Source organism: Methanonatronarchaeum thermophilum, assembly GCF_002153915.1.
Classification (GTDB): Archaea; Halobacteriota; Methanonatronarchaeia; order Methanonatronarchaeales; family Methanonatronarchaeaceae; genus Methanonatronarchaeum; species Methanonatronarchaeum thermophilum.
This window is the reverse complement of the sequence record NZ_MRZU01000004.1, coordinates 156,336-177,500: the sequence shown is the minus strand read 5'-3', so window position 1 is coordinate 177,500 and position 21,165 is coordinate 156,336. Positions and strand designations below refer to the sequence as shown.

24 protein-coding genes and 3 tRNA genes (1 of these 27 cut by a window edge) are annotated in these 21,165 nt (G+C 38.3%); 15 read left to right on the top strand and 12 right to left on the bottom strand.

The window, feature by feature from the left end:
* The 3 genes from AMET1_RS05820 to AMET1_RS05810 form a co-directional block, all read right to left on the bottom strand.
* Nucleotides 1-651, bottom strand: partial view of a hypothetical protein gene (locus AMET1_RS05820; protein WP_086637550.1) — the 5' portion only. 72 nt of this gene lie to the left of the window's left edge; the window shows 651 of its 723 coding nt (coding positions 1-651); it begins with the start codon at nt 649-651; its stop codon lies beyond the left edge, outside the window.
* A gap of 229 nt (nt 652-880) precedes the next feature.
* On the bottom strand, nt 881-1,246 hold the full coding sequence (locus AMET1_RS05815) for a hypothetical protein (RefSeq protein ID WP_086637549.1): 366 nt from the start codon (nt 1,244-1,246) through the stop codon (nt 881-883).
* A 117-nt stretch (nt 1,247-1,363) separates the two neighbouring features.
* Nucleotides 1,364-1,452: transfer RNA gene (locus tag AMET1_RS05810), tRNA-Ser, on the bottom strand.
* 100 nt (nt 1,453-1,552) lie between these two features.
* On the opposite strand from AMET1_RS05810, the gene AMET1_RS05805 reads away from it, so the two are divergent.
* Nucleotides 1,553-1,625 (top strand) — tRNA-Pro (locus AMET1_RS05805).
* Between the two features lie 167 nt (nt 1,626-1,792).
* A complete protein-coding gene (locus AMET1_RS05800) occupies nt 1,793-2,320 on the top strand; it encodes a class I SAM-dependent methyltransferase (protein ID WP_161490802.1) in 528 nt (175 codons plus the stop codon).
* Here the strand turns inward: AMET1_RS05800 and AMET1_RS05795 are convergent, their stop codons facing one another.
* Both AMET1_RS05795 and AMET1_RS05790 read right to left on the bottom strand, forming a co-directional pair.
* A complete protein-coding gene (locus AMET1_RS05795; protein WP_086637547.1) occupies nt 2,321-2,686 on the bottom strand; it encodes a carboxymuconolactone decarboxylase family protein in 366 nt (121 codons plus the stop codon).
* Nucleotides 2,687-2,712: 26 nt separating this feature from the next.
* The gene (locus tag AMET1_RS05790) at nt 2,713-3,810 is read right to left on the bottom strand and encodes an ATP-binding protein (protein ID WP_143406867.1); all 1,098 of its coding nucleotides are present in this window, start codon (nt 3,808-3,810) and stop codon (nt 2,713-2,715) included.
* A gap of 475 nt (nt 3,811-4,285) precedes the next feature.
* Between AMET1_RS05790 and AMET1_RS05785 the strand changes: the two genes are divergently transcribed.
* A complete protein-coding gene (locus AMET1_RS05785) occupies nt 4,286-5,125 on the top strand; it encodes a right-handed parallel beta-helix repeat-containing protein (protein ID WP_161490801.1) in 840 nt (279 codons plus the stop codon).
* A gap of 123 nt (nt 5,126-5,248) precedes the next feature.
* On the opposite strand, the gene AMET1_RS05780 is transcribed toward AMET1_RS05785, so the two are convergent.
* The 5 genes from AMET1_RS05780 to AMET1_RS08060 all read right to left on the bottom strand — a co-directional run bounded on the left by AMET1_RS05780 (nt 5,249) and on the right by AMET1_RS08060 (nt 8,756).
* Nucleotides 5,249-5,335, bottom strand: a tRNA-Thr gene (locus AMET1_RS05780).
* A 5-nt stretch (nt 5,336-5,340) separates the two neighbouring features.
* Nucleotides 5,341-6,573 (bottom strand): phosphoglycerate kinase, encoded by a 1,233-nt coding sequence (locus AMET1_RS05775; RefSeq protein WP_086637544.1) that lies wholly within the window; start codon nt 6,571-6,573, stop codon nt 5,341-5,343.
* A gap of 75 nt (nt 6,574-6,648) precedes the next feature.
* Nucleotides 6,649-7,926, bottom strand: a complete 1,278-nt coding sequence (locus AMET1_RS05770; RefSeq protein WP_086637543.1) for an NAD(P)-dependent malic enzyme — start codon at nt 7,924-7,926, stop codon at nt 6,649-6,651.
* Nucleotides 7,927-8,101: 175 nt separating this feature from the next.
* Nucleotides 8,102-8,428, bottom strand: coding sequence for a DUF6951 family protein (locus AMET1_RS05765; protein WP_086637542.1), 327 nt, complete (start codon nt 8,426-8,428; stop codon nt 8,102-8,104).
* A 13-nt stretch (nt 8,429-8,441) separates the two neighbouring features.
* On the bottom strand, nt 8,442-8,756 hold the full coding sequence (locus AMET1_RS08060; RefSeq protein WP_236629478.1) for a hypothetical protein: 315 nt from the start codon (nt 8,754-8,756) through the stop codon (nt 8,442-8,444).
* On the opposite strand from AMET1_RS08060, the gene AMET1_RS05760 reads away from it, so the two are divergent.
* From AMET1_RS05760 to AMET1_RS05730, 7 genes are all read left to right on the top strand, one after another.
* Entirely contained in the window at nt 8,644-9,519 is an 876-nt protein-coding gene (locus AMET1_RS05760) for a nucleoside recognition domain-containing protein (protein WP_236629464.1), read from the top strand. The two genes, AMET1_RS08060 and AMET1_RS05760, sit on opposite strands and share 113 nt — an antisense overlap.
* A gap of 238 nt (nt 9,520-9,757) precedes the next feature.
* The gene (locus AMET1_RS05755; protein ID WP_161490799.1) at nt 9,758-10,171 is read left to right on the top strand and encodes an Hsp20/alpha crystallin family protein; all 414 of its coding nucleotides are present in this window, start codon (nt 9,758-9,760) and stop codon (nt 10,169-10,171) included.
* A gap of 103 nt (nt 10,172-10,274) precedes the next feature.
* Nucleotides 10,275-10,787, top strand: a complete 513-nt coding sequence (locus tag AMET1_RS05750) for an Hsp20/alpha crystallin family protein (protein WP_086637539.1) — start codon at nt 10,275-10,277, stop codon at nt 10,785-10,787.
* 92 nt (nt 10,788-10,879) lie between these two features.
* Complete coding sequence (locus tag AMET1_RS05745; protein ID WP_086637538.1) at nt 10,880-11,881, top strand: polyprenyl synthetase family protein; 1,002 nt, start codon at nt 10,880-10,882, stop codon at nt 11,879-11,881.
* Nucleotides 11,882-12,012: 131 nt separating this feature from the next.
* Nucleotides 12,013-12,669, top strand: a complete 657-nt coding sequence (locus AMET1_RS05740) for an HAD family hydrolase (protein WP_086637537.1) — start codon at nt 12,013-12,015, stop codon at nt 12,667-12,669.
* Between the two features lie 48 nt (nt 12,670-12,717).
* Entirely contained in the window at nt 12,718-13,650 is a 933-nt protein-coding gene (locus AMET1_RS05735; RefSeq protein ID WP_161490798.1) for an ABC transporter ATP-binding protein, read from the top strand.
* Nucleotides 13,651-13,815: 165 nt separating this feature from the next.
* Nucleotides 13,816-14,628, top strand: a complete 813-nt coding sequence (locus AMET1_RS05730; protein ID WP_086637535.1) for an ABC transporter permease — start codon at nt 13,816-13,818, stop codon at nt 14,626-14,628.
* Between the two features lie 48 nt (nt 14,629-14,676).
* Here the strand turns inward: AMET1_RS05730 and AMET1_RS05725 are convergent, their stop codons facing one another.
* The gene (locus AMET1_RS05725; RefSeq protein ID WP_086637534.1) at nt 14,677-15,624 is read right to left on the bottom strand and encodes a P1 family peptidase; all 948 of its coding nucleotides are present in this window, start codon (nt 15,622-15,624) and stop codon (nt 14,677-14,679) included.
* 178 nt (nt 15,625-15,802) lie between these two features.
* Here AMET1_RS05725 and AMET1_RS08145 point away from each other — a divergent pair, with 178 nt between their 5' ends.
* The 4 genes from AMET1_RS08145 (at nt 15,803) to ala (ending at nt 19,287) form a co-directional block, all read left to right on the top strand.
* Nucleotides 15,803-15,949, top strand: coding sequence for a 50S ribosomal protein L40e (locus AMET1_RS08145; protein WP_086637533.1), 147 nt, complete (start codon nt 15,803-15,805; stop codon nt 15,947-15,949).
* Nucleotides 15,946-16,674 (top strand): geranylgeranylglyceryl/heptaprenylglyceryl phosphate synthase, encoded by a 729-nt coding sequence (locus AMET1_RS05715; RefSeq protein ID WP_086637532.1) that lies wholly within the window; start codon nt 15,946-15,948, stop codon nt 16,672-16,674. The genes AMET1_RS08145 and AMET1_RS05715 overlap by 4 nt, the downstream gene beginning before the upstream one ends.
* 20 nt (nt 16,675-16,694) lie before the next feature.
* The gene (locus tag AMET1_RS05710; RefSeq protein ID WP_086637531.1) at nt 16,695-18,236 is read left to right on the top strand and encodes a cobyric acid synthase; all 1,542 of its coding nucleotides are present in this window, start codon (nt 16,695-16,697) and stop codon (nt 18,234-18,236) included.
* Between the two features lie 64 nt (nt 18,237-18,300).
* Nucleotides 18,301-19,287, top strand: a complete 987-nt coding sequence (ala, locus tag AMET1_RS05705; RefSeq protein ID WP_086637530.1) for an alanine dehydrogenase — start codon at nt 18,301-18,303, stop codon at nt 19,285-19,287.
* A gap of 58 nt (nt 19,288-19,345) precedes the next feature.
* Here ala and AMET1_RS05700 read toward each other — a convergent pair whose 3' ends face one another.
* A complete protein-coding gene (locus tag AMET1_RS05700) occupies nt 19,346-19,759 on the bottom strand; it encodes a hypothetical protein (protein WP_086637529.1) in 414 nt (137 codons plus the stop codon).
* A gap of 274 nt (nt 19,760-20,033) precedes the next feature.
* On the opposite strand from AMET1_RS05700, the gene AMET1_RS05695 reads away from it, so the two are divergent.
* A complete protein-coding gene (locus AMET1_RS05695; RefSeq protein WP_086637528.1) occupies nt 20,034-21,116 on the top strand; it encodes an NAD(P)H-dependent flavin oxidoreductase in 1,083 nt (360 codons plus the stop codon).
* Nucleotides 21,117-21,165 lie beyond the last annotated feature (49 nt).

Sequence of the window (21,165 nt, the reverse complement as noted above, 5' to 3'; positions counted from 1 at the left end):
ATCAACATCACGAGCCAGAAAAACCTCCCTCCTAACATCCTGCCAACACTTATGCCTTAAAAAAACCCTCACCGGAATCTCCAAACCAAGAACCCTAGCTATACAAAATCTATGCCGACCAGTATTAAACAAAACCTCACCATCCCTACCAACATTCACAATAACCTCACCCAACTCAGGAAACCTCCTATTCGAAACCGGTTCAAAAGGCCCACCACCATTCATCTGCAACTCCGCCTGAGTCTTATACCCATTATCCCTAATATCAAAATAAAGCCTATCCAACCTCTCCAACTGATCATTAATACGATCAACACTCGTGTACCGACTACAAGAAATATCTAAAGTAACAACCTTTCTATAAAACTCAGTATCCTCCCACTCAACACCACCTACAAAACGCTCAACAAGAGAATTAAAAAAAACAAAATTCTCAAAATCTATCAAACAAAAATCCCTAAAACCCTCATTACTACCAAGATAAACCAAGCTCTCATCAGAAAAACACCTATCCCAATCACCATCCAAAACCCAACTACCCTTCCTAGCAAGCTTCGTATGAGCCCTAGGAACAAGAAGATACTCAACCTCACCAGGAAAAACCCTAATCAACCTATATGGATGCGAAATCAAACCAACCAAACCAGCCATTCAAATACAATATCTATAACTAAACCAACACATACTTTTCGCTAAAAAAACCAAACCCTGTTAACACAAACTCAATAAATTTATTTCCAAAAAACCAAATAAAACCCATTAATGTGGAAAATTGAAATACATAAAAATATAAAAGTAAACATCTTGTCTGGACAATTAAATATAACGTATATGTAGAATTTCATTTGAAGTAAAACTATATTAATTTCAAAATAATTCTTTAAAATTTATTAAACTGAGGAAGTTTTTTATTACGATTTTTTAACGTTGTTTTTATCCATTTTACTTTCTCTGGATATTCACCATTGTTTATCCATTTGTAGAAACTTTTTATAATTATCATGTAGTCTTTTTTTGTTGCTTCTTTGAAGTTGTATTCTATTTCTATTGCTATTATTTTAAGCGTGTTTAGGAGTTTGTGTTTTCTTGCTCCACTGTATCCATCGAGTACTAGGTCTCTATGGTATTTTATGAGTAGTTCTTTGTTTTTTTCTGTTATTTCAGTGTGGTTTTTAATTTTTTCTAATTCTATTTCAGCTTTCCCTTCATAATCCATTGTAGGCATTATTATATCACCAATTATCATTGTATTCTCCAGAATAGCATTGAAAACGGCTTGATTTATCAAGAAATATCAAAAGATATATTTTTGAAATAGCTACGGCTACCTATTCTGGTGAAGGGCGTTAAACTTTAAAATAGACGCCGGGACTGGGATTTGAACCCAGGTGATGCGGCAAGCATCAACGGGTCTCGAACCCGCCGCATTAGTCCTGGCTCTGCCATCCCGGCATTAGTTGTGTATTGGTGGGGTAGGTTTATTTTATTTTCTTTTTTTTTGTTTTTGGCCATTAAACTTAATTCGTTTGAGAATGAATAGGCTTTGGTTGTTGGGCCGGTAGGGTAGCCTGGTATCCTTCCACCCCGGGGCGGTGGTAACTCCGGTTCGAATCCGGGCCGGCCCATGGTGTTTTTTGTTTTTCTGTTGGTTTTTTGTTTTTTATGGGAAATTGTTTAGTTGTTTGGTTTGGAGTTTTTATGTGTGGTGTTTTGTATGGTTTTGGGTTTTAATTGGGTTGGTTTGGTTGGTGTTTTTTATGATTTTTTTATGTATTTTTTTGGCTGGTTGTTTTTGGATGGTTGGAGGGAGGTTTTGGGGGAGCGGGCTGAGGGTTGTGTGCTTGAGGTTGGTGTTGGTACTGGTTTGAATTTGCCTTTTTATCGTGGTGTTGATGGTGTTGTTGGTGTTGATTCTAGTTTGGGTATGTTGGGTAGGGGTGTTGATCGTTGTTTGGATTTGGATGTTGGTTTTGATGTTAGTTTTTTGTTGATGTCTGTGGAGAGTCTTGGTTTTAGGGATAGTTGTTTTGATACGGTTGTTTCGTCTTTTTTGTTGTGTAATGTGGATTCGGGTAGGGGTTTAGGTGAGATTGAGAGGGTTTTGAGGCCTGGTGGTCGTTTGTTGTTGTTGGAGCATGTCAGGCCTGAGAATAGGTTTCTTGATTTTTTGTTTCGTTTGGTTAATCCAGTTAGTGTTTGGGTTCTTGGTGATGATTTGAGGGGGGAGCCTGTTAAGTATCTTGAAGAGAGGGGTTTTAGGATTGATTGTGTTAAGCGGTTTGGGGGGTTTTTATTGTTCGTTGAGTGTAGGGTTGAGTGATTATTCTTGTTCTTTTAGTAGTTTTAATGCGTCTTTGCATGCTGCTACTGCTGGTGCTCCTGATGTTATGAATATTACTTCCATCAGTTCCATTATTTCTTCTTTGGTGGCTCCATGGTTTAATGCGCTTTTCATTCTTACTTTTGTGCATGGTTCGCATTGTTGTGAGGCGACTACTGCCAGGGAGATTAGGTCTTTTGTTTTGGCTGATAGTGCTCCGTCTTCTAGTAGTCTTTTGTTGCACATGTTGTATCTTTTTAGGTTTTCTGGGTCTACGTCTTCTATTACTTGGAGTATTTCTGGTAGGAAGCCCATTTTTCCTTCCATTTCGTTTAGTAGGTTGTTTGGGTTTTTGTTATGTTTCATTTTATCACATTTTGTTTATTTGTTTGTTATGTTATATCTGGTTTAGTGTTTTTGGTTTTTGGAGTTTGGGTTTTTGTGGGTATTTTTAGTTTGAATTTTGTTTTGTTGTTGGTGTTTTCGAGTTGTATGTTGATGTTTATGTGTTGGGCTATCTGGTTTATTAGGTAATATCTTACTCCCCAGACTCCTGTTGTGTTTCCTTTGTATGTTTGGCCTGAGAATAGTTTTTGGATGTCTTTGTGTAGTTTTTCTCCGTCGTCTTGTAGTTCTATTGTGTTTGTTTTCTGGTTTTGGTTTAGTGTTATTTCGATGTTTTTTGGTGTGGTTGTTTGTTTTCTGGTTTTTATTATTTGTTTGATCAGTGTTTTTAGGTCTTCTGTTGTTTCTCCGGTTACTGGTTTTTTTGGTAGTTTTTTCTGTATATTTAGGTTTTGGTTGGTTTTTTGGTTGTTTATTTCGATTATTGATTCTTTGATGGTTTTTGTGAGGTCTATTTGGGTTGTTTGGTTTTTTTCTTCTATTTTTTCGAGTGTTTTTGTTAGTTTTAATGTTTCGTATATCTCGTTGCATGTGTTTTTTGCTTTTTTTATGTGTTCTTGTTGTTCTTTAGGTAGTTCTTCTGCTGTAATTAGTTGTAGGTGACCCCATACTGTCTGGTTTTTGCTTGCAAGGTCTTGTCGTAGCAGTGTGGAGAGAAATTCTTTTCTTTTCTCTGCGTCCCATCTTTTTTTGGCTTCAGATATCTTTTCCACCTTCAGTTTTTGGAAAGTAGAGTTTAGGTGCCCTATCAATATACTGATCAATAGGGAAAGCAAGAAGAATAGAAATAAGTTTAAAAAGGTTATTTCAAGTGTTATTAACATTAGGTCTCTAAAATGTAAAACGTACACGATTAAGACAGTGATTGTTGCTAGGATGCTTGGTATTACGTTTAAAGTTCTTATATAAAACCCACTTGTTAAAACAAGTGCGACTAGAACAAGGAATAGGGGGTATACTGAATCAAAAACTAATATCAATGTATAGATGAGGATTCCAGTTAGTATGAAAGTTATTATCGAGAGTATGTTTTTTTCCTGGAATTTAAGACCCCAAACCCATTTTAAGAAATAATGGCTGTTCATGTTGATTTCTTCCTTTACGTTTTTTTGGTGTTTAACTCGCTTTACTTTGATTTATAGTATAATGTTATCTTAAGAAATTGTTTATAGTGTTTTGGGTTGTTTATAGGATTCTCGATATATTTTTTAGTTCTATATCTATTTATTCTTAAAATAGTTTCATATTGTTAATAATTATCTCTAATCAGGACTATAACCATCTTTTTTAGGGAGAAAATACAGCCTGATAGATATAATAGCCATAGAGAAAGATTGTTTAAATAGCAGTAGACGTCTGTTTGACCAAAACCTGTCCAAAAAAAACAAGTATGGGCAAAATAAGGCAGCAAAAGGTATGCCTTAAACCAACATGTAGTTGGATGGGTAGGTTCACGGGGAATTCTAATCAACGATACCAATGAGTTCACCCAAAAAATATGTACCCTCGTATGTTAATTAGCCTTTATACATGAAACAAAATTTGATTATTGGTGTTATCTTGGTTTTCCTGTTAGTTCTTTCTGCGGGAGCTGTCGCTGCAATTCCAGCTGCAGACAACCCAACGGTAGATAAAGACAACCAAGCACCAGAAACACCAGCAATGGATAAAGAAGCCCCAGGCCAATCCGACAAACATCCTCTTGATGACCCTGAACACCCAGGTAATGTAAACCAGAATGCAACTGAAAACGTACCTGATTTTGTATTGGATTTCTTGCCTTTCACACTGGATTTAGAGGCATATGTGGTTAACGAGGACACGGGTACAGAGTATGATGGAATCCAGGAAGCGTTAGAGAATGTAAGTGAAGGTGACGAGCTGGTTGTTTATGGTGAACACGAAGAGAATGTAATAATTCAAACCGATGATGTTACATTGACTGCAGCCACCACCCACAGCTCAACTATTGATGGAACGGTAACAGTTGAAGCAGACGGAGTTACAGTGGAAGGATTGACGATAACATCTGATGCTCCTGTAGTTGTTGAACCACGAGGGGAAAACATAACAATAGATAACAACATCATAGAAACTACCAAGGACCTTGATGGAACTGCTGCCTTAGCAATAGGGGAGTGGTTTGGTATCGAGTTTTTCTCTGGTGATTTAAAGATAACTGATAATGAGTTGACAGGCGCCATAGGCTTATATGTGAGTGATGAACAGAACTCTGATTCAGAGATAACAATTAATAACAACACTGTGAACGATGCAGGAGATGAAGCAATCTGGATTGCAAGTCTTGAAGATGAAGAAACAGGTGAGATAGTCTCTGATTTAGATGTTGATGATAACATCGTTGGCGACCTTGGAATAAACACTACAAAAATGCTTTAATGGGGTTTTTCACTCCCCTACATATTTTTCTTTTATTTTCTTGTTTTTTATATTGAATTGTTTTAGGGGTTTTTTGGGTTAAAAAGGGATTTGTTGAGTGGTTTTTTGATATTTTGTATTTTAAGCCTCGAGCGGGATTCGAACCCGCGGCTTGTGGCTTTTTCTCTTTTGATACGAAGCCACCGCTCTAGCCAACTGAGCTACCGAGGCGTTTTTTATTGTTTTGTCATGAATTTTTTTCTGGATGTTTTTAGGGCTTGTAGTGCTGGGAGTTTTTTGTTTGTGAAGAATTGCATTAGGGCTCCGCCTCCTGTGCTTATGTGGTCGAATGCTTTTCGGGGGCATGTGTCTTCGGCTGCGGTGCATATGTGGCCGCCTCCTATTAGTGTGTATGCGTTGAGTTCTGATGCTGTTCTTACGAGTTCTTTTGTTCCTATTGCGAAGTTTTCTTTTTCGAATACTCCTGCGGGTCCGTTCATTACTATTGCTTGGCAGTTTTTGAATTGTTCTGTGAAGTCTGCTATGGTTTCTATTCCGATGTCTTGTATCATTTTGTTTTGTGGTATTTTTGTGATTGGTATGTCTTTTCTTTGTCCGTTTTCTTCGATTGCTACGTCTTTTGGGATTTCTATTTTGTTTTTGTGTTTTTTGAGTATTTTTTTGGCTTTTTCTATTTGTTTTGTGTCTGCTATTTCTTTTATGAAGTCTGTGTTTGGTTTTCCTATTTTGTGTCCGCTGGCTTTTATGAAGGTGTTTGCTACTACTCCGGTTACGTATATTTTTTCGGCTGTTTTGTTTTCTAGTAGGTGGTTTATTACTTTTATACTGTCTTTGATTTTTACGCCGCCGAGAACGAAGTATGTGTTTTTGAATTCTTTTTTTATTTTTTCGAGTGTTTGGATTTCTTTTTCCATTAGGCAGCCGGATATTGCGGGTATTTTTTGGGGGAATCCTACTATTGATGGTTGTGATCTGTGTGCAGCGGCGAATGCGTCCATTATGTAGTAGTCGAAGTAGGGGGTTAGTTTGTTTACTAGTATTGTTTCTCCTTGTGTTTGGGGGTCTCTTTGTAGGACTTCTTCGGAGTAGAATCTGACGTTTTCTAGAAATATTATGTCGCCTTTTTCCATTTGCTGGATTTTTTGTCGTGCTCGGGTTCCGAATATGTCGTCTACGTATTCTACTGGGCGTTGTAGTATTTCGCTTAGTTTTTTTGTGTGTTGTTCGGTTGTTGTGAAGTCTTTTCTTCCTGGCCTGCTTTGGTGTGCTATGACTGCTATTTTGGAGTTTCTTAGTTTGTTGAATGTTTGTTTGTGGGATCTGAATCTATTGTCGTCTAGGATTCTTTTTGATGAGGGGTCTATTGGTGAGTTTACGTCTATTCTGACTAGTATTGTTTTTCCTATTGTGTTTACATCTTCTATGTTTAGGTATTCCTTGTCTGGCAATTTTTTCTCCTAATTTCTTTGTGTTTTTATTTTGTTTTTGGTTGTTTTTGGTTTGTTTTAAAGGTTGGTTCAGGTTTATATTAAATTTGTTTTCTGGGTTAGTTTTTTGGTTTTTTGTTCTATTTGGCCTGGTTTTGGTTTTTTTCTTGCGATGTTTGTTTTTATTCCTGTTTGGGCTACTGCTTCTGCGACTTTTGGTACTACTCTGGGGTCGAGTGGTTTTGGTATTATGTAGTTTTCGTTGAATCCATTTAGGTCTTCGTTTGGGTATAGTTTTTTTAGTTTTTTAGGTATTGGTTGTTTGGCAAGTTTTGCTAGTGCTTTTGCTGCTGCGATTTTCATTTCTTCGTTTATTTCTTTTGCTCTTATGTCGAGTGCTCCTCTGAATATTCCTGGGAATCCTAGGGCGTTGTTTATTTGGTTTGGGTAGTCGCTTCGTCCTGTTCCGACTATTTTGGCTCCGGCTTCTAAGGCTTTTTCTGGATATATCTCTGGTTCTGGGTTGGCCATTGGAAATACTATTGGGTTTTTGGCCATGTTTCTAACCATTTTTTTGGTTACTACGTTTGGTATGGATAGGCCTATGAAGAGGTCTGCGTTTTCCATTGCTTTTTTTAGGTCGCCTTGTTTGTTTTCGGGGTTTGTTTTTTCTGCGATTTCTTTTTTGTATTTGTTCATGTTTTTTTGGCGGTTTTTATAGATTATTCCTTGGCTATCGCATTGTATTATGTTTTCAGCTCCGGCGTCGAGTAGTATTTTTGTTATTGCTATTCCTGAGGCTCCTGCTCCGTTTATAACTATTTTTATATCTTTTATATCTCTATCAGTTAGTTCTAGAGCATTGTATACCGCGCCTAACACAATCACTGCGGTTCCGTGTTGGTCATCGTGGAACACAGGTATGTCCAGAGTTTTCTTAAGTTCTTCTTCGATTTTAAAGCATTTTGGCGCCTTTATATCCTCTAGGTTGATTCCTCCATATGTTGGTTCTATTGCTTGAACGGTTTTAATTATATCTTCAGGGTTTTTTTGATTTAGACATAATGGGTAGGCATCAATTCCAGCAAAATGTTTAAAAAGAAGTGCTTTTCCCTCCATAACCGGCATTGATGCTTCAGGCCCTATATCTCCTAATCCAAGCACCGCTGAACCATCACTCACCACAGCTACTGTGTTCGATTTGTTTGTATAATCGTATACTTTGTCTTTATCTACATCGATTTCTCTTGACGGTTCAGCAACACCCGGCGTATAAGCAAGACTTAGGTCTTCCTGACTTTTCAAGTCCACTTTACTCTTTATCTCAATTTTCCCGCCCTCATTATACTTCAATGCTTTTTCCTTAAAATCCATATTAACACAACTAACTAAACAGATACACTAAATCAAACTACGGAAGTCTAAACTAAACTAAGTTAAGTAAATTAAATTAAATTAAATTAAACTATATTCTATTGGGTTGTTGGGTGGGTTCTTTGTGTTATGGTGGGTGTGGTGGTTTTGTTGGTTTTTTGTTTTTGTTTTTATTTTATTCTTCGTTTTTTATTTCCATTTGGGTGTTGCCTACGTTTTGGGCTAGTCTTTTTGATATTCGTCCGCTTGCGATTCCGCATGCTGTGGCTATTGCTGGTGGTACGAAGCATTGGGATTCAGAGTCTTTTCGCATTTCGTTTAGGGGTGAGTTGTTTGTGATTCCCATTGCTTCTCTTTTTGTGAGAACCATTTTTTCTCCTATGAGGGTTTTTATTTGGCTGCATGTTGTTTCGACTGTTACAACTATGTCTTCGCCATCCTCGTTGGCTTTTATTTTGTGTGTGTGGTCACATATTGGAGCTTTTAATTCGATTTCTACCATTTTTTTCCTCTTATTAATTAAATATCTCTGATGTTCTTAAAATAAACTCAAGGTTATAAATCAATTCCCTTAACGATGTTAGTTTTTTTGGTAAGAATGATTTTGTATTGAGTTCTAGATTCTGTTGTGTTTTTATGGATTGGTTGTTTGGGCCGTTTATGGATCGGATGGTTGTGCTTTTCACCAGGATTGTGCCGTTTATAATCTTGGGTGTTGTGGGTGCGAACATCTTAATTAAGTTTGGTTTGCTGGATAAACTGGCTTTTCTTTCTAGGCCGTTTATTAGGTGGGGGAATCTCTCGAAGGAGTCTGGGGCTGCAGTAACCACCTTGCTTGGTAGTGGGTCTGCTGGTTATGCGATGTTGGCTGGTTTTTATGAGGATGGGTTTGTCAGTGAAAGGGAGGTGATTATAACAGTTATTTCAGGGACTTTTTTTGGATATTTAAGCCATATACCTACTTTTTATTTGCCTGTAGTTCTCCCTTTATTAGGTCTGTATGCTGGAGGGATATATATAGTGTTTCAGATTGGTATTGCGTTCCTAATTACTGTGATAGGTATTTTATTAGGGTGGAGGTATCTTGATGGGGCTGTAACCCATGCTCAAAAAGAAGAGGTTAATGAGAAGGTTGTGGATCGATGGAGTGCTATTCGGGATGGTGTTTCTAAGTCGATTCCAACGTTAAAGAAAATTTTGTTAAGAGTGGTTTTAGTTTACACAATTGCTAACCTACTTATCTCACTTAACTTATTTGACGAAATTATTCATTATATAGAGCCAGTTACACAGATATTTGGATTGCCTCCTGAGGTTTCAACAATCGTTGTTGTCAGGATAGCCGATGTAACCAGTTCAATAACATTAGCCGGTGAATTATTGGCCGATGGATCGGTAACACCGATCTATGCCGTTGGAGGACTGCTTGTAGGAAGTTTATTCTCAATGGCTGTATTTCTAGCGAAAAGTAGCTTACCCAACTATATAGCCTATTTCGGTCCAAAGCTCGGAACTAAAGTCGCTATATACAACTTCATGACGAACATCATGGTCACTGCTATAGCAATTTACGTGCTATTCAGCTTTATCTAAAGATTCTTCTCAGATTTCAGTTAGAAAGAATCTACGGGTCTATATGGATAGCGTTAATTTTTTCCATAGGGATTTGTTTGGTTTATTTTTATGGTGGTTCTGGGGGATCTTAATTTTTTTATTTTTTTGTTGTGTCTTATGGTTAGGTGGTTTGTTTGGAGTGAATTTTTTAGGTAAGGGTGTTGTATTGGATATAAGTTTTTGTGGGTCTTATATTACATATGGTTGGGTGGTTTGTTTGAATAAAATTGATTTGGTTATATCTAGGATGGAGCGGTTTATTGAGGATTTGAGGGATGACAAGGATTTTGAGATATTGGGTATGATCCATAGGAAGTTGGAGTCTTCATTGCTTCCTTTCACAGATATATATGAACGGGATGGTGTTCTGTTGGTGGTTATGGATGTTCCTGGTTTTTCAAGGGAAGAAATTGAAGTTAGAGTTAAGAATGGTAGTAGGTTGTCTGTTAGTGGAAAACGTGAGAAAGAGCTTGCTAACTACTTGATGGATGGAAGGGCGCTTGAGTTTGAAACAGAACTACGTCTTCCTTGCGAGGTAATGGATGAGGGTGAAGCTAAACTTGAAAACGGTGTTTTAACTGTAGAGCTGGAGAAAGTGGAGGATGAAGGTAGCTCTATAGAGATACAGTGAGTTACGAAAATTAATTGGGTTTTGTCTGGTGTTTAGAGGGGGTATGTATGTTTGTTGGCATGTATTAATCTGTCTGTAAACCGAATATTGTTATAGAAGCTTTATGACTAGAGATAAAGATCCTTTTGATGAGTTGTTTGAGAAAATTCTAAGGGATTTCTTCGATAGGGATGGAAAGCAGGGGGAGATGGGTTTTGTTGATATTTTTGAGGAGATGTGGCCCCAGTTTAGTGAGGTTGATGAAGAGTTGTTTAGAGAGGCTGTTGAAAAAAGACGTTCTGATGAAGGGCCTTTTAGGTTTGGGTTTTCTGTTCGGATGGATCAGTCTGGTGAGCCTGAGATAAGGAGTTTTGGAGACCGAGTTAAGGATGAGGGTCGTGGGCCTTTGGTCGATGTATTCGATGAGGGCGAGCAGGTTACTGTAACTGCTGAAATACCTGGTGTTGATGAGGAAGATATATCGGTTGTTGTTCAAGACAGTAGGCTTCTTATAGAGGCGGAGAGTGAATCAGATAGGTATTACAGAGAAGTTGAGTTACCTAGGTCTGTTGACAGGGAATCAATGGATATGGATTACAAGAACGGTGTTTTAAGCCTAAGATTCAAGCCTAAATAAGACATTAGTTAAGTGGAGGGGGCAGAACTTCTTGATTACATTTTTGTTGTTGCCCACAAGCTAGAACGAATTAATTGATAGTTGGAGATACTATGGATACTGAAGGAGTTTGGGAAAGAATTAAAGAGCTGAAGCCGGTTGTGGATGAAGAGATTAAGAAAGTTATTCCGAAGAACCATGATATCGATCATCTCTATGAGGAAGTGCACTATCACCTAGGTACCGGTGGTAAACGTTGGAGGCCGGGTCTGTGTATAATGACTTGTGAGGCGCTTGGTGGTAGTAAAAAGGAGGCATTGCCTTTTGCCGCTGCAATCGAGATAATCCATAACTTTTCTTTGATACACGATGACATCCAGGACAGGGATGAATATCGTCGAGACCACCCAACAGTTTGGAAGCGGATAGGTATCGCCCGCGCGATAAATGTGGGTGATGGGATGTTCGCAAAAGCATTCGTATCTGCAGCCCGTGGAGAAGAAGTCGGGCTTACAGATAAAACAAACTTCAAATTAATGAAACTCCTTTCACACGTGGTCACCGAACTAACAGAAGGACAGGCCATGGACATCAACTCTCGAGAAAAAACTGAGATAACCGAAGAAGAATACATGCAGATGATCTCTAAAAAAACAGGTGCCTTAATAAGCGGAAGTGTATATGGAGGCGCTTTAATAGCTGGAGCCCCAGAAAAAGTAAGGCAGGAAGTAAAGAAGTATGGTGAAAACATAGGGTATGCCTTCCAGATAGCAGACGACTTACTTGATTTCCAAGAAGGAAAAGGCCGTGGAGGCCAAGTAGGAAATGATATACGTGAAGGAAAAAGAAGCTTGATGGCAATCCATTACATCCATAACTCAGATAATCCAGAAAAATTCATCGAGATACTTGAAAAACCCCGTGAAAAAACAACAAACCAAGATGTTGAAACAGCAATCAAACTTCTTGAACAGGAAGGTTCGTTAGAATATGCCTCCCAGAAAGTCGATCAATTGATAGAACAAGGTATAAAACACCTAAAACCACTACCAGAAACAAAAAACAAAGAATACCTAATAGGAATGGCAGAGTTCATCTCAGAAAGAGATTTCTAAAAAACTTAAATCAAAAAAATACAGCCAAAATAGATCAAAACAAAACACCTACCAACCCATGCAGTATAACACTGTGTTTTATGAATTAGGTTAAGTGGTTTAACGCCTAAATATTCTTTATTGGGTTTTGCATGGCTGTTTTATTCGACCTTGATGGAACTCTCTGCGGGGTTGAAAAGTCTCGTAAAGAGATATTAAGTCGGTGTATAGAGAAATGTGGTTTGCCAGAGATAAGTAGAGAGGAATATCTGGATGCACATGATTATGTATCTCAGAACTTTAAAATCGAAACAAGGTTTCCCATCTTTAAAGCTGTTTTTAGGAATAAGGGTTTCGACGACATGACTAAAGTGATGGAACTATCTTCTCTGTATCGATCCATGGTTTTAAAAAACCTATATCTATTTCAAGACGCTATAAAGGTTTTAGAAAATATTAAAGACGACAAAATACTTGTAACAAACGGACCAGACCTCATTCAGAGAGAAAAAACTCGTTTTCTAAACTTAAACAGACATTTTAATTGCATAGTTACATCCGGCGAGGTTGGATTTGCCAAACCAAACCCCCACATCTTGAAGTACGCGAAAAAGAAATCCAACTCCACCCCAACCATCTACATAGGGAACTCAATAGAACATGATATCGTTTGTGCAAACAGGTATGGAATCAAATCGATACTAAAAACAAACAACGAGAAAACATACTCCAGAGATATAGAGCCAGACTACTCTATAAAACAGCTCATCGAGCTAAAAAAAATACCTGAAATCCCCTTTAAAAATTAAAACCCCAATACGGAAACACAAAAAAATTCAAAAAAATTGGTGAATTATTTGATTGAAGTTCAAAACCTACACAAACGGTATGACAACATACATGCTGTAGACAACATCTCCTTCAATGTAAAAGATGGAGAAATATTCGGTTTATTAGGACCCAACGGTGCTGGTAAAACAACAACGATAGGCATGCTTACAACAGAGATACGGCCTACCGATGGCGATGTCAACATAAATGGATTAAATGTTGTTAAAAACCCTCTGGGAGTGAAAATGAAGATAGGTGTTGTCCCACAACACAGAAGCCTTGACAAAAAACTCTCAGGAAGAGAAAACATCTCCATAATGGCTCGAGCATACGGAGTGAAAAACAGAAAAAAACAGATTGACGACGTATTAAGAATGGTCGGACTACATGACCGTGGAGACGACAACATAAAAGAATATTCAGGCGGTATGCTACAGCGACTACTCATAGCCCGCGCTCTAATACACGAGCCAGACATAATCTTTCTAGACGAACCAACAATGGGTTTAGACCCCCATGCTAGACGCTCAATATGGCAGAAAATCATAGAGCTAAACGAAAGAGGAAAAACCATGGTATTGACCACCCACTACATGGAGGAAGCCGACGCCCTATGCGACCGCGTAGCAATCATGAACGAAGGTAAAATAGTTGGTTTAGATAGTCCAGAAAACCTAAAGAAAAAAGGGCCAGCAGAAAACGTAATCAAAATAGGTTTAGACGACGTACATCCAGAACTAATCGAAAAACTAAATAAAATAACAGGTGTCAAAAAAATACAGACAGTCGAGGGAGCCCGAACAATGGAACTGCATATATATGCAGAAAAAGGCGAAGAACTCAGTCCAATCTTAATTGATGAAATAAAAACAACCGGCCTCACAATACACTCCCTAGATATCAGAAAACCAACACTAGAAGACGTATTCATCAGCCTAACAGGTGAAAAACTAGGGTAATAACCACCTAACCTAAAAAGAGACAGCTTAAAAATACATTTTTCAAGCCAACAAAAACATTAAACAGATCTAAACAGGAAAAGAAGATAAATAAGTTAAATGAACCCAATAGTTATGTTAGGTTTTCAGACCACCTATAGATATTAATTGTTATTTAGTTAGTTAATTGGAGGAATACATATAGATTTTAATGAGTTTAAATGGAGTTTAAGAGCTGCGTACGCGGTTTTTATAAGGGATCTGTTGGTGTTTAGGAAAGACCTTCGTGGAAATTTAATGAGAATTCTTGGCCAGCCATTGTTTTTCCTCATAGTATTTGGTTTACTGTTACCACAACTAGATGTATTCATGGTGGACTACATAGAGATATTGGTTCCAGGTATAATTGCTATGACCGCGATGTTGGGTGCTATGCGTAGTGTAGGTGGTGAGATAGGTATCAGTTTCGATCACGACCAAGAGATCCGGGCACACATCTTACTTCCATTAACAATGGCAAGTTTGGCTCTTGAAAAAATCATATACGGAATGTTTCAAGGAGTTTTTTCAGGGCTCGCAGTTTTAGTATTAGCTGTATTTCTATTCCCTGAAACATTTACTCTGACAGTTACATCACTGGTAGTGCTGTTGATTATATTTATGGCGACAGGAATAATCTTTGGAGCAATGGGTCTTGGTATAGGAAGTTATTTCAAACCACCTGAAATCATGTTCGAAGTAATGTTTCTGATAACGATGCCTATGATGTTTCTAGGTGCGACATTCTATCCGGTGGACATGATAAAGGAGATAAGCATAGTGTTATACTACTTCACATTCGCAATCCCACTCACATATGTAAGCGAGTCTATAAGGGTGTTTATAGCGCCAGAAACAGCAGGACTATCCCTACTTGCATGCATAATCGGTTTAGTTGTAAGTATATTGGTATTTATACCGATAGGAATTTGGGGATTTAAAGAAAGAGCTATAAAATAACCCAAAACCTATAAAATTTATTAATTTTTTATTTCATTTCATTTCATTTCATTTTATTTCATTTGTTGAAGGTATGTTGTCAAGTGTTTCAGCGTGTTTTATAGCTTTTATAACTGAACTTTCTACCGCGTGTGTTGCTAAAAACCCTACATAATCAAGCTTAGTTTTTTTATCTCCAGTTGAAACTGTGTATATTGTGTCTCCGTCCGGCATCATATGGCTTGGTTGGATTGTTCTTGCATATCCATCGTGTGATGTTGATGCCAGTCGACATAGTTCTCTTCGAGTTAGGTCTGCGTTTGTTGTGATGGTGGTTATCGTTGTGTTGGTTCCTAATATTCTCTGGTTCATTATTTTATCCATTACGCATTCTAAATCTACTATCTCTCCATCTATCTGTGCTCCAGCGATGAACTCTCCGGTATTTGGATTTATGATGTTGCCAGCTGAGTTAACCGCTGTGAACGCTCCAACCTTTATTCCATTTTTCTCGATTAAGTGGTATCCGAAACCACCTTTCATAGCGTGTTCCATTCCCAATAGTTTCCCTACGGTTGCACCTGTGCCGACGCCAACATTACCGCTTTCGATCTCTTGACTTGCGTTCTCAGCTGCAGAATAACCCATCTCACTATCTGGTCTTTTTTCTGCACTTCCGATCCCTAGGTCAAGTATTACGGCGGCAGGAACAATCGGTACCTTGGTGTCTCCTACATCAAGCCCTACCTGTCTTTCTTCAAGAAACCTCAACACCCCACCCACCGAAGCAAGTCCAAAACTACTTCCACCAGTCATAACGATAGCATTAACGTCATAGTCTGCTGAACTGGGTTTTAAAAGAGAAGCACCTTTCGTGCCAGGAGAGCCACCACGGACTGAAACCCCAGCCTTAGATCCTTCAGGCAACAAAAAAACTGTACATCCAGTAGCATCTTCCTCCGAAGATGCATGTCCAACACGCAGACCACTAAATTCATCAAGCTCTATCTCATTCATAAATAACCACACATGATTTACATAGATTTTCCAGTTTTAGAATATCTACAGCCTTACCACTAGATATTCGTTTATCGGTAAGGTTTTTTGTTTAAAACGGGATATATCTATAAATTAATCTCATTAATTATATTAGGAAATTAGTTTATTATTTGAGATAGAAATTTTGGTGTTATTTATGGCAAGATTCCCAGAAGCTGAAGACAAATTATTTGGCGTAAAGATATGTATGAAGTGCAATGCTAGAAACCCTAAGAAATCAGTTAAATGTCGGAAATGTGGATATAAAGGCCTTAGAATTAAATCGAAAGAAGGTAGAGGATGAACGTAAGAAGAATCTTTGACAGTGAGTCAGGGATTCATCTGACCTTAATCGATCCTGATGAACAAACTCCAGCTAGAGCCGGTGAAATAGCTGTTGAAGCAATGTCTGGTGGTTCAGACGGCATTATGGTTGGTGGGTCCACAGTATCTGGCCAATCAATAGTCGATGAAACCGTTAAGGAGGTGAAGGAAAAGGTTGACCTACCAGTAATACTTTTCCCGCAAGATACCTCCGGCCTTACAGGTAGGGCCGATGCGGTCTTCTTCATGAGCCTACTGAACTCAAGAGAACCTATGTACATAACTGGAATGCAGATGCGGGGCGCACCTATAATTAAGAAATTAGGTTTAGAGCCACTTCCAATGGCTTACTTGGTTATAGAGCCCGGTGGAACCGTTGGCTACATAAGTGATTCACGCCCTATACCCCGGGAAAAACCTGAGATAGCTGCTTCTTATGCACTTGCTGGAGAGTATATGGGTATGGATTTCATATACCTCGAGGCTGGGTCAGGAGTTACTGAACATGTGCCTTTAGATATGATTGGAGCCGTAGCTAAAACAACAAACTCAAACATAATAGTTGGCGGTGGGATAAGAACCCCAAAACAAGCAAAGAAGGTTGTGGAAGCCGGAGCCGACATAGTAGTCACCGGGAGTTTGGTTGAAGAAATAGATGATGTAGAACAAACAATTTCAAAACTCACCGACGCAATTCATAAATAAAAAAATTATTTTGGTTTTTTATGGCTAAACGAACCGTATTGGTTGTAGCAACCTCAAGTCACGCTGGTAAAAGCACAGTAGTCACAGGGTTATGTCGACTGTTATCACGAAACAACATCTCGGTCGCTCCATTTAAAGGCCAGAACATGTCAAACAACGCTCGTGCAGTTCCCTCCACAACCTCAGATAATGGTTGGGGAGAGATAGGAATCTCCCAATACGTTCAAGCAAGAGCTGCAGGCATAACCCCCAACACAGACATGAACCCAGTTCTACTCAAACCACGTGGAGATGGGGAAAGCCAGCTAATACTATCCGGCAACCCAATCGACCACTACCAAGCCACAAAATACTACGAAACACATTGGGCAAAAGCCAGAGAAGAAGCTGAAAACGCATACAAACGGCTATCGAAAAAACATGACGTAATTATATGTGAAGGTGCAGGAAGCATAGGAGAGATAAACCTACACCACAGAGACATAGCCAACATAGAAACTGCCAGATACACAAACGCAGACATAATATTAATAAGCGATATAGAGCGTGGTGGAGCTTTCGCAAGCCTCTATGGAACAATAGAACTACTACCAAAAGACATAAAACAGAAAGTCACTGGATTTATAATAACTAAATTCCGTGGACAAAAAGAAATCCTAGAACCTGGAATCGAAAAACTCGAAGAAATAACAGGAATACCTGTATTAGGAGTCATACCATACGACGACCCAGAACTACCTGAAGAAGACAGCGTATCACTACCTCCAAAAAATAAAAAAACAAGCTTCGGAGAAGACAACACACCCCCACACCAAACAATAAACATAGGGATAATCAGACTCCCCCACATATCAAATTTCACAGATTTCCAACCCCTCCAACAAAAACCAGGAACCAAAATAACATACCTCCCGATCAACCAAAAAATACCAAAAGATATAGACGCCCTAATCATACCTGGAACAAAAAACACAGTAAACGACCTACAGACAATAAAAAAAACCGGCCTAACCCAAGAAATAAAAAAATTCAACAAACCAATAATCGGAGTTTGCGGTGGATACCAAATGCTAGGAATGCAAATAACAAACGCAGACATCGAAGGAACCGACAATAAAAAAACAATCGAAGGCCTAAAACTACTTCCAACCAAAACCGAATTCAAACCCGAAAAAAAAGTAAATGAAGTAGAAATAGAAGTAAACATAAACAAAGGACTTCTAAAAGGCACCAAAGACACAATACATGGATACGAAATCCACATGGGTCGAACCAAACACCTAAAACCCCTACACCAACCATTAGAACCCGGTAGTGCAGAACACAACAACGTATTAGGCACCTACATACACGGCCTATTCGAAAACCAAAAAATAACAAACACACTAATAAACCAAATATACAAAAAAACCAACAAACCAAAACCAAAACAAACCAAAAAAACCAAAAACCCACTCGACAAAGCAGCAGACCTAATACAACACAACACCAAGATAGAAAAAATATTCCCAAAACTCAAAAACCAAATCAAATCAAATAACAAAAAAACCAAACCACGGTAAACCATACTAAAAAAAATAAAAGAAACTTAAATTTCAAATTAAAAAACATCGACCGTGATTTAAAATGACCAGCAAACTAGAAACCCTTAAAATATCAAGAAATGACGTAAAAAACATAATCGATATAAAAGACATTATAGACGCCGTTGAATCCGCGTTTAAACAGTTTGGAGACAAAAAAGTTCAGATGCCGCCTAAAGCATATCTATACTTCAACCAATATAACGGAGACTACCGAACAATGCCAGGCTACCTAGAAGACGAAGACATAGCTGGATGCAAACTAGTCAACTCACATCCCGAAAACAAAGAACACCCAACAGTAATGGCAGTACTAATATTAGTAGATACAGAAACAGGATACCCATACTGCATAATGGATGCAACGGAACTAACCGCATACCGTACCGGAGCCGCAGGAGGAGTAGCAGCAAAATACCTATCAAGAGAAAACTCAGAAACAATCGGGCTAGTAGGCGCCGGAGTCCAAGCAATAACACAACTAAAAGCCGTAAACACAGTCCGAAACCTAAAAAACGTCAAAATATACGACATAAAACCCAAAGCTATCGAAAACCTAAAAAAACAAATACAAAACCTAAACCTAAACATAAAAACCTGCAAAACAGCAAAAGAAGCAGTAACCAACACAGACATAGTAATAACAACAACACCAGTAAAACAGCCAATAGTTAAAGCCGAATGGATATCACCAGGAACACACATAAACGCAATAGGGGCAGACGCAGAAGGGAAACAAGAACTAGAAACAAAACTACTAAAACAATCCAAAGTAGTAGTAGACGACTACAAACCCGCAGTACACGGAGGAGAAGTCAACGTACCCATAACAAACAACGAATACAACAAAAAAGAAATACACTCAGACATAGGCAAAATAGTCAACAAAACAAACCCAGGCCGAACAAACAAAGAAGAAATAACAATATTCGACTCAACAGGACTCGCAGTACAAGACATAGCCTCAGGATGGAAAATATACCAAAAAGCAAAACAAAAAAACATCGGACAAACAATCAAACTAATCTAAAAACACAAAAAAACCTAGAAACCCAGTCAACTCGATGTAGCTAAATAAAGAAGTGTCATTAAGTTTTTTTAACAGTGATTAGGATTCGATTACGATCTTTCTCTAGAGTTCTAATCCAATAACTCAACTCATGTTTACGGCAAAAACCAACAAGTGACTCGATTTCAAATCTACTGAAACTATAGGCTTCGGAATAATATTCACCTAGTCTTTGAGAATAGCTTGTACGTTGTTCCCACTCCATACACTCATCTCTCAGATTATCCATCCAATCAGGAGAACCTTCAAACTCTCCATACAACCTGTCACCATTGTTCTGGACAATACTTCTCTCAATATAATCGATATCAGAGTTACGGCCGATAACAACAACCCCATCCCTACAAACCGAAATAACATCTAAGGGTGTATCGTCCTTAATATAATACAAGTCACGTACAGACACGGTCCAAGGATCAAGCTTCTTCTTCATAACAAACCAAACACCTAAAAACCCAAAAACATCCTCAGCTAAACATTATACACACTCATTATATAAAAACCACAACCAAAAACCGGCCAACAAAACACCGAAACAAGGTATACAAATTTTGCACAATACATTAAAGACAAAACCCACATCAAACAACGAAAAACTTAAATAACCATCATTAAAAAACCAAAACACAGAAAAAACAATAAAAACCTATTTTAAGGTACTAATAAGGTTATTTTAAGTTGGTTGTAGATTTAATAGTTTATAAAAAATGAATAGTAAAACATCTAGATTTTTTAACACAAAAATCTGTAAAATGTTCGATATTGAATACCCGATTATTCAAGCAGCATTGGGTGGTACTGAATGGGATATGGTTGAATTAACTGCTGAAATAGCGGATGCCGGCGCATTAGGCCATGTGCAACATCCAGTTGCAACCTCTAAAAGGGGAGCGAAGGAGGTTATAAATAAAATTTCAAAAGGAAGTTGGGATGATGAACTTATTGAAGAGCTGGTTGAACGGCAACACTCAATAATAGATAGAGTATTGGACCAAACAGACGGTTCATTTATAGTTAATGTAAGGGTGCATGAAAGACAGGTTGATGCACCTGACTTGATTCAAGCCCTAATACATAGAGCAAGTGAAGACCGGGAGTTTGCATCCCAATGCAAAGGCATACTCACCTCAGCCGGTGCTCCAAAATACACCAAACAGATCCAGGAAGCCGGTTTCTTAAACCTACACACCTGTGCATTACCAATTCATGCAAAAAAAGCTGTTGAATCAGGTGTCGACGTTGTTAACGTAACAGGATATGAAGCCGGAGGCCATGTCTCTCACCAACCAGTTCACACATTCCCGTTGGTTGCCGGCACTACAAAAATGGATCTAGACACACCGATAACCGCTGGAGGTGGTGTTTTCAATGGCGCACAGATAACAGGCCTACTGACAATGGGCGTTCAAGCCGCCTACATTGGGACACGGTTTTTAGTTTCAAAAGAATCCGATTACAACCAAAAAGCCAAAGAAATACTTGCAGACGAAAAAACCGGGTTTGAAGACACAGTTATAGCACCTAGCTTACTTTCAGACGCCAGATTCTACCGAACCAAAGGCTCTATAAAACTAAAAAAAATGAAAGAAAAAGGAGCTACATGGAGTGAAATCGCTAAAGAAGAAGGAAAAAGATTTCAGATACTAGATGATCAAGGAGAACTCCAAGAAGCTGCTATAATGGCTGGACAAGCTATCGGTGGAATAAACGACATAAAACCCGTAAAAAAAATAATCAACCAACTTATGAAGGAAGGTGTAAACACCTACAAAAAAACGGCTAACCTCTAAAATACTTCTTATGAACCAACAAAGATCTAATTGTTTTTGAAAAAAACGT

Bases quoted from the DNA above. Each gene is read 5' to 3' on its own strand.
- AMET1_RS05815 (WP_086637549.1), bottom strand. From the start codon at position 1,246: ATGATAATTGGTGATATAATAATGCCTACAATGGATTATGAAGGGAAA.
- AMET1_RS05795 (WP_086637547.1), bottom strand. From the start codon at position 2,686: ATGAAACATAACAAAAACCCAAACAACCTACTAAACGAAATGGAAGGA.
- AMET1_RS05790 (WP_143406867.1), bottom strand. From the start codon at position 3,810: ATGAACAGCCATTATTTCTTAAAATGGGTTTGGGGTCTTAAATTCCAG.
- AMET1_RS05770 (WP_086637543.1), bottom strand. From the start codon at position 7,926: ATGGATTTTAAGGAAAAAGCATTGAAGTATAATGAGGGCGGGAAAATT.
- AMET1_RS05765 (WP_086637542.1), bottom strand. From the start codon at position 8,428: ATGGTAGAAATCGAATTAAAAGCTCCAATATGTGACCACACACACAAA.
- AMET1_RS05750 (WP_086637539.1), top strand. From the start codon at position 10,275: ATGACTAGAGATAAAGATCCTTTTGATGAGTTGTTTGAGAAAATTCTA.
- AMET1_RS05745 (WP_086637538.1), top strand. From the start codon at position 10,880: ATGGATACTGAAGGAGTTTGGGAAAGAATTAAAGAGCTGAAGCCGGTT.
- AMET1_RS05740 (WP_086637537.1), top strand. From the start codon at position 12,013: ATGGCTGTTTTATTCGACCTTGATGGAACTCTCTGCGGGGTTGAAAAG.
- AMET1_RS05725 (WP_086637534.1), bottom strand. From the start codon at position 15,624: ATGAATGAGATAGAGCTTGATGAATTTAGTGGTCTGCGTGTTGGACAT.
- AMET1_RS08145 (WP_086637533.1), top strand. From the start codon at position 15,803: ATGGCAAGATTCCCAGAAGCTGAAGACAAATTATTTGGCGTAAAGATA.
- AMET1_RS05715 (WP_086637532.1), top strand. From the start codon at position 15,946: ATGAACGTAAGAAGAATCTTTGACAGTGAGTCAGGGATTCATCTGACC.
- AMET1_RS05710 (WP_086637531.1), top strand. From the start codon at position 16,695: ATGGCTAAACGAACCGTATTGGTTGTAGCAACCTCAAGTCACGCTGGT.
- ala (WP_086637530.1), top strand. From the start codon at position 18,301: ATGACCAGCAAACTAGAAACCCTTAAAATATCAAGAAATGACGTAAAA.
- AMET1_RS05700 (WP_086637529.1), bottom strand. From the start codon at position 19,759: ATGAAGAAGAAGCTTGATCCTTGGACCGTGTCTGTACGTGACTTGTAT.
- AMET1_RS05695 (WP_086637528.1), top strand. From the start codon at position 20,034: ATGAATAGTAAAACATCTAGATTTTTTAACACAAAAATCTGTAAAATG.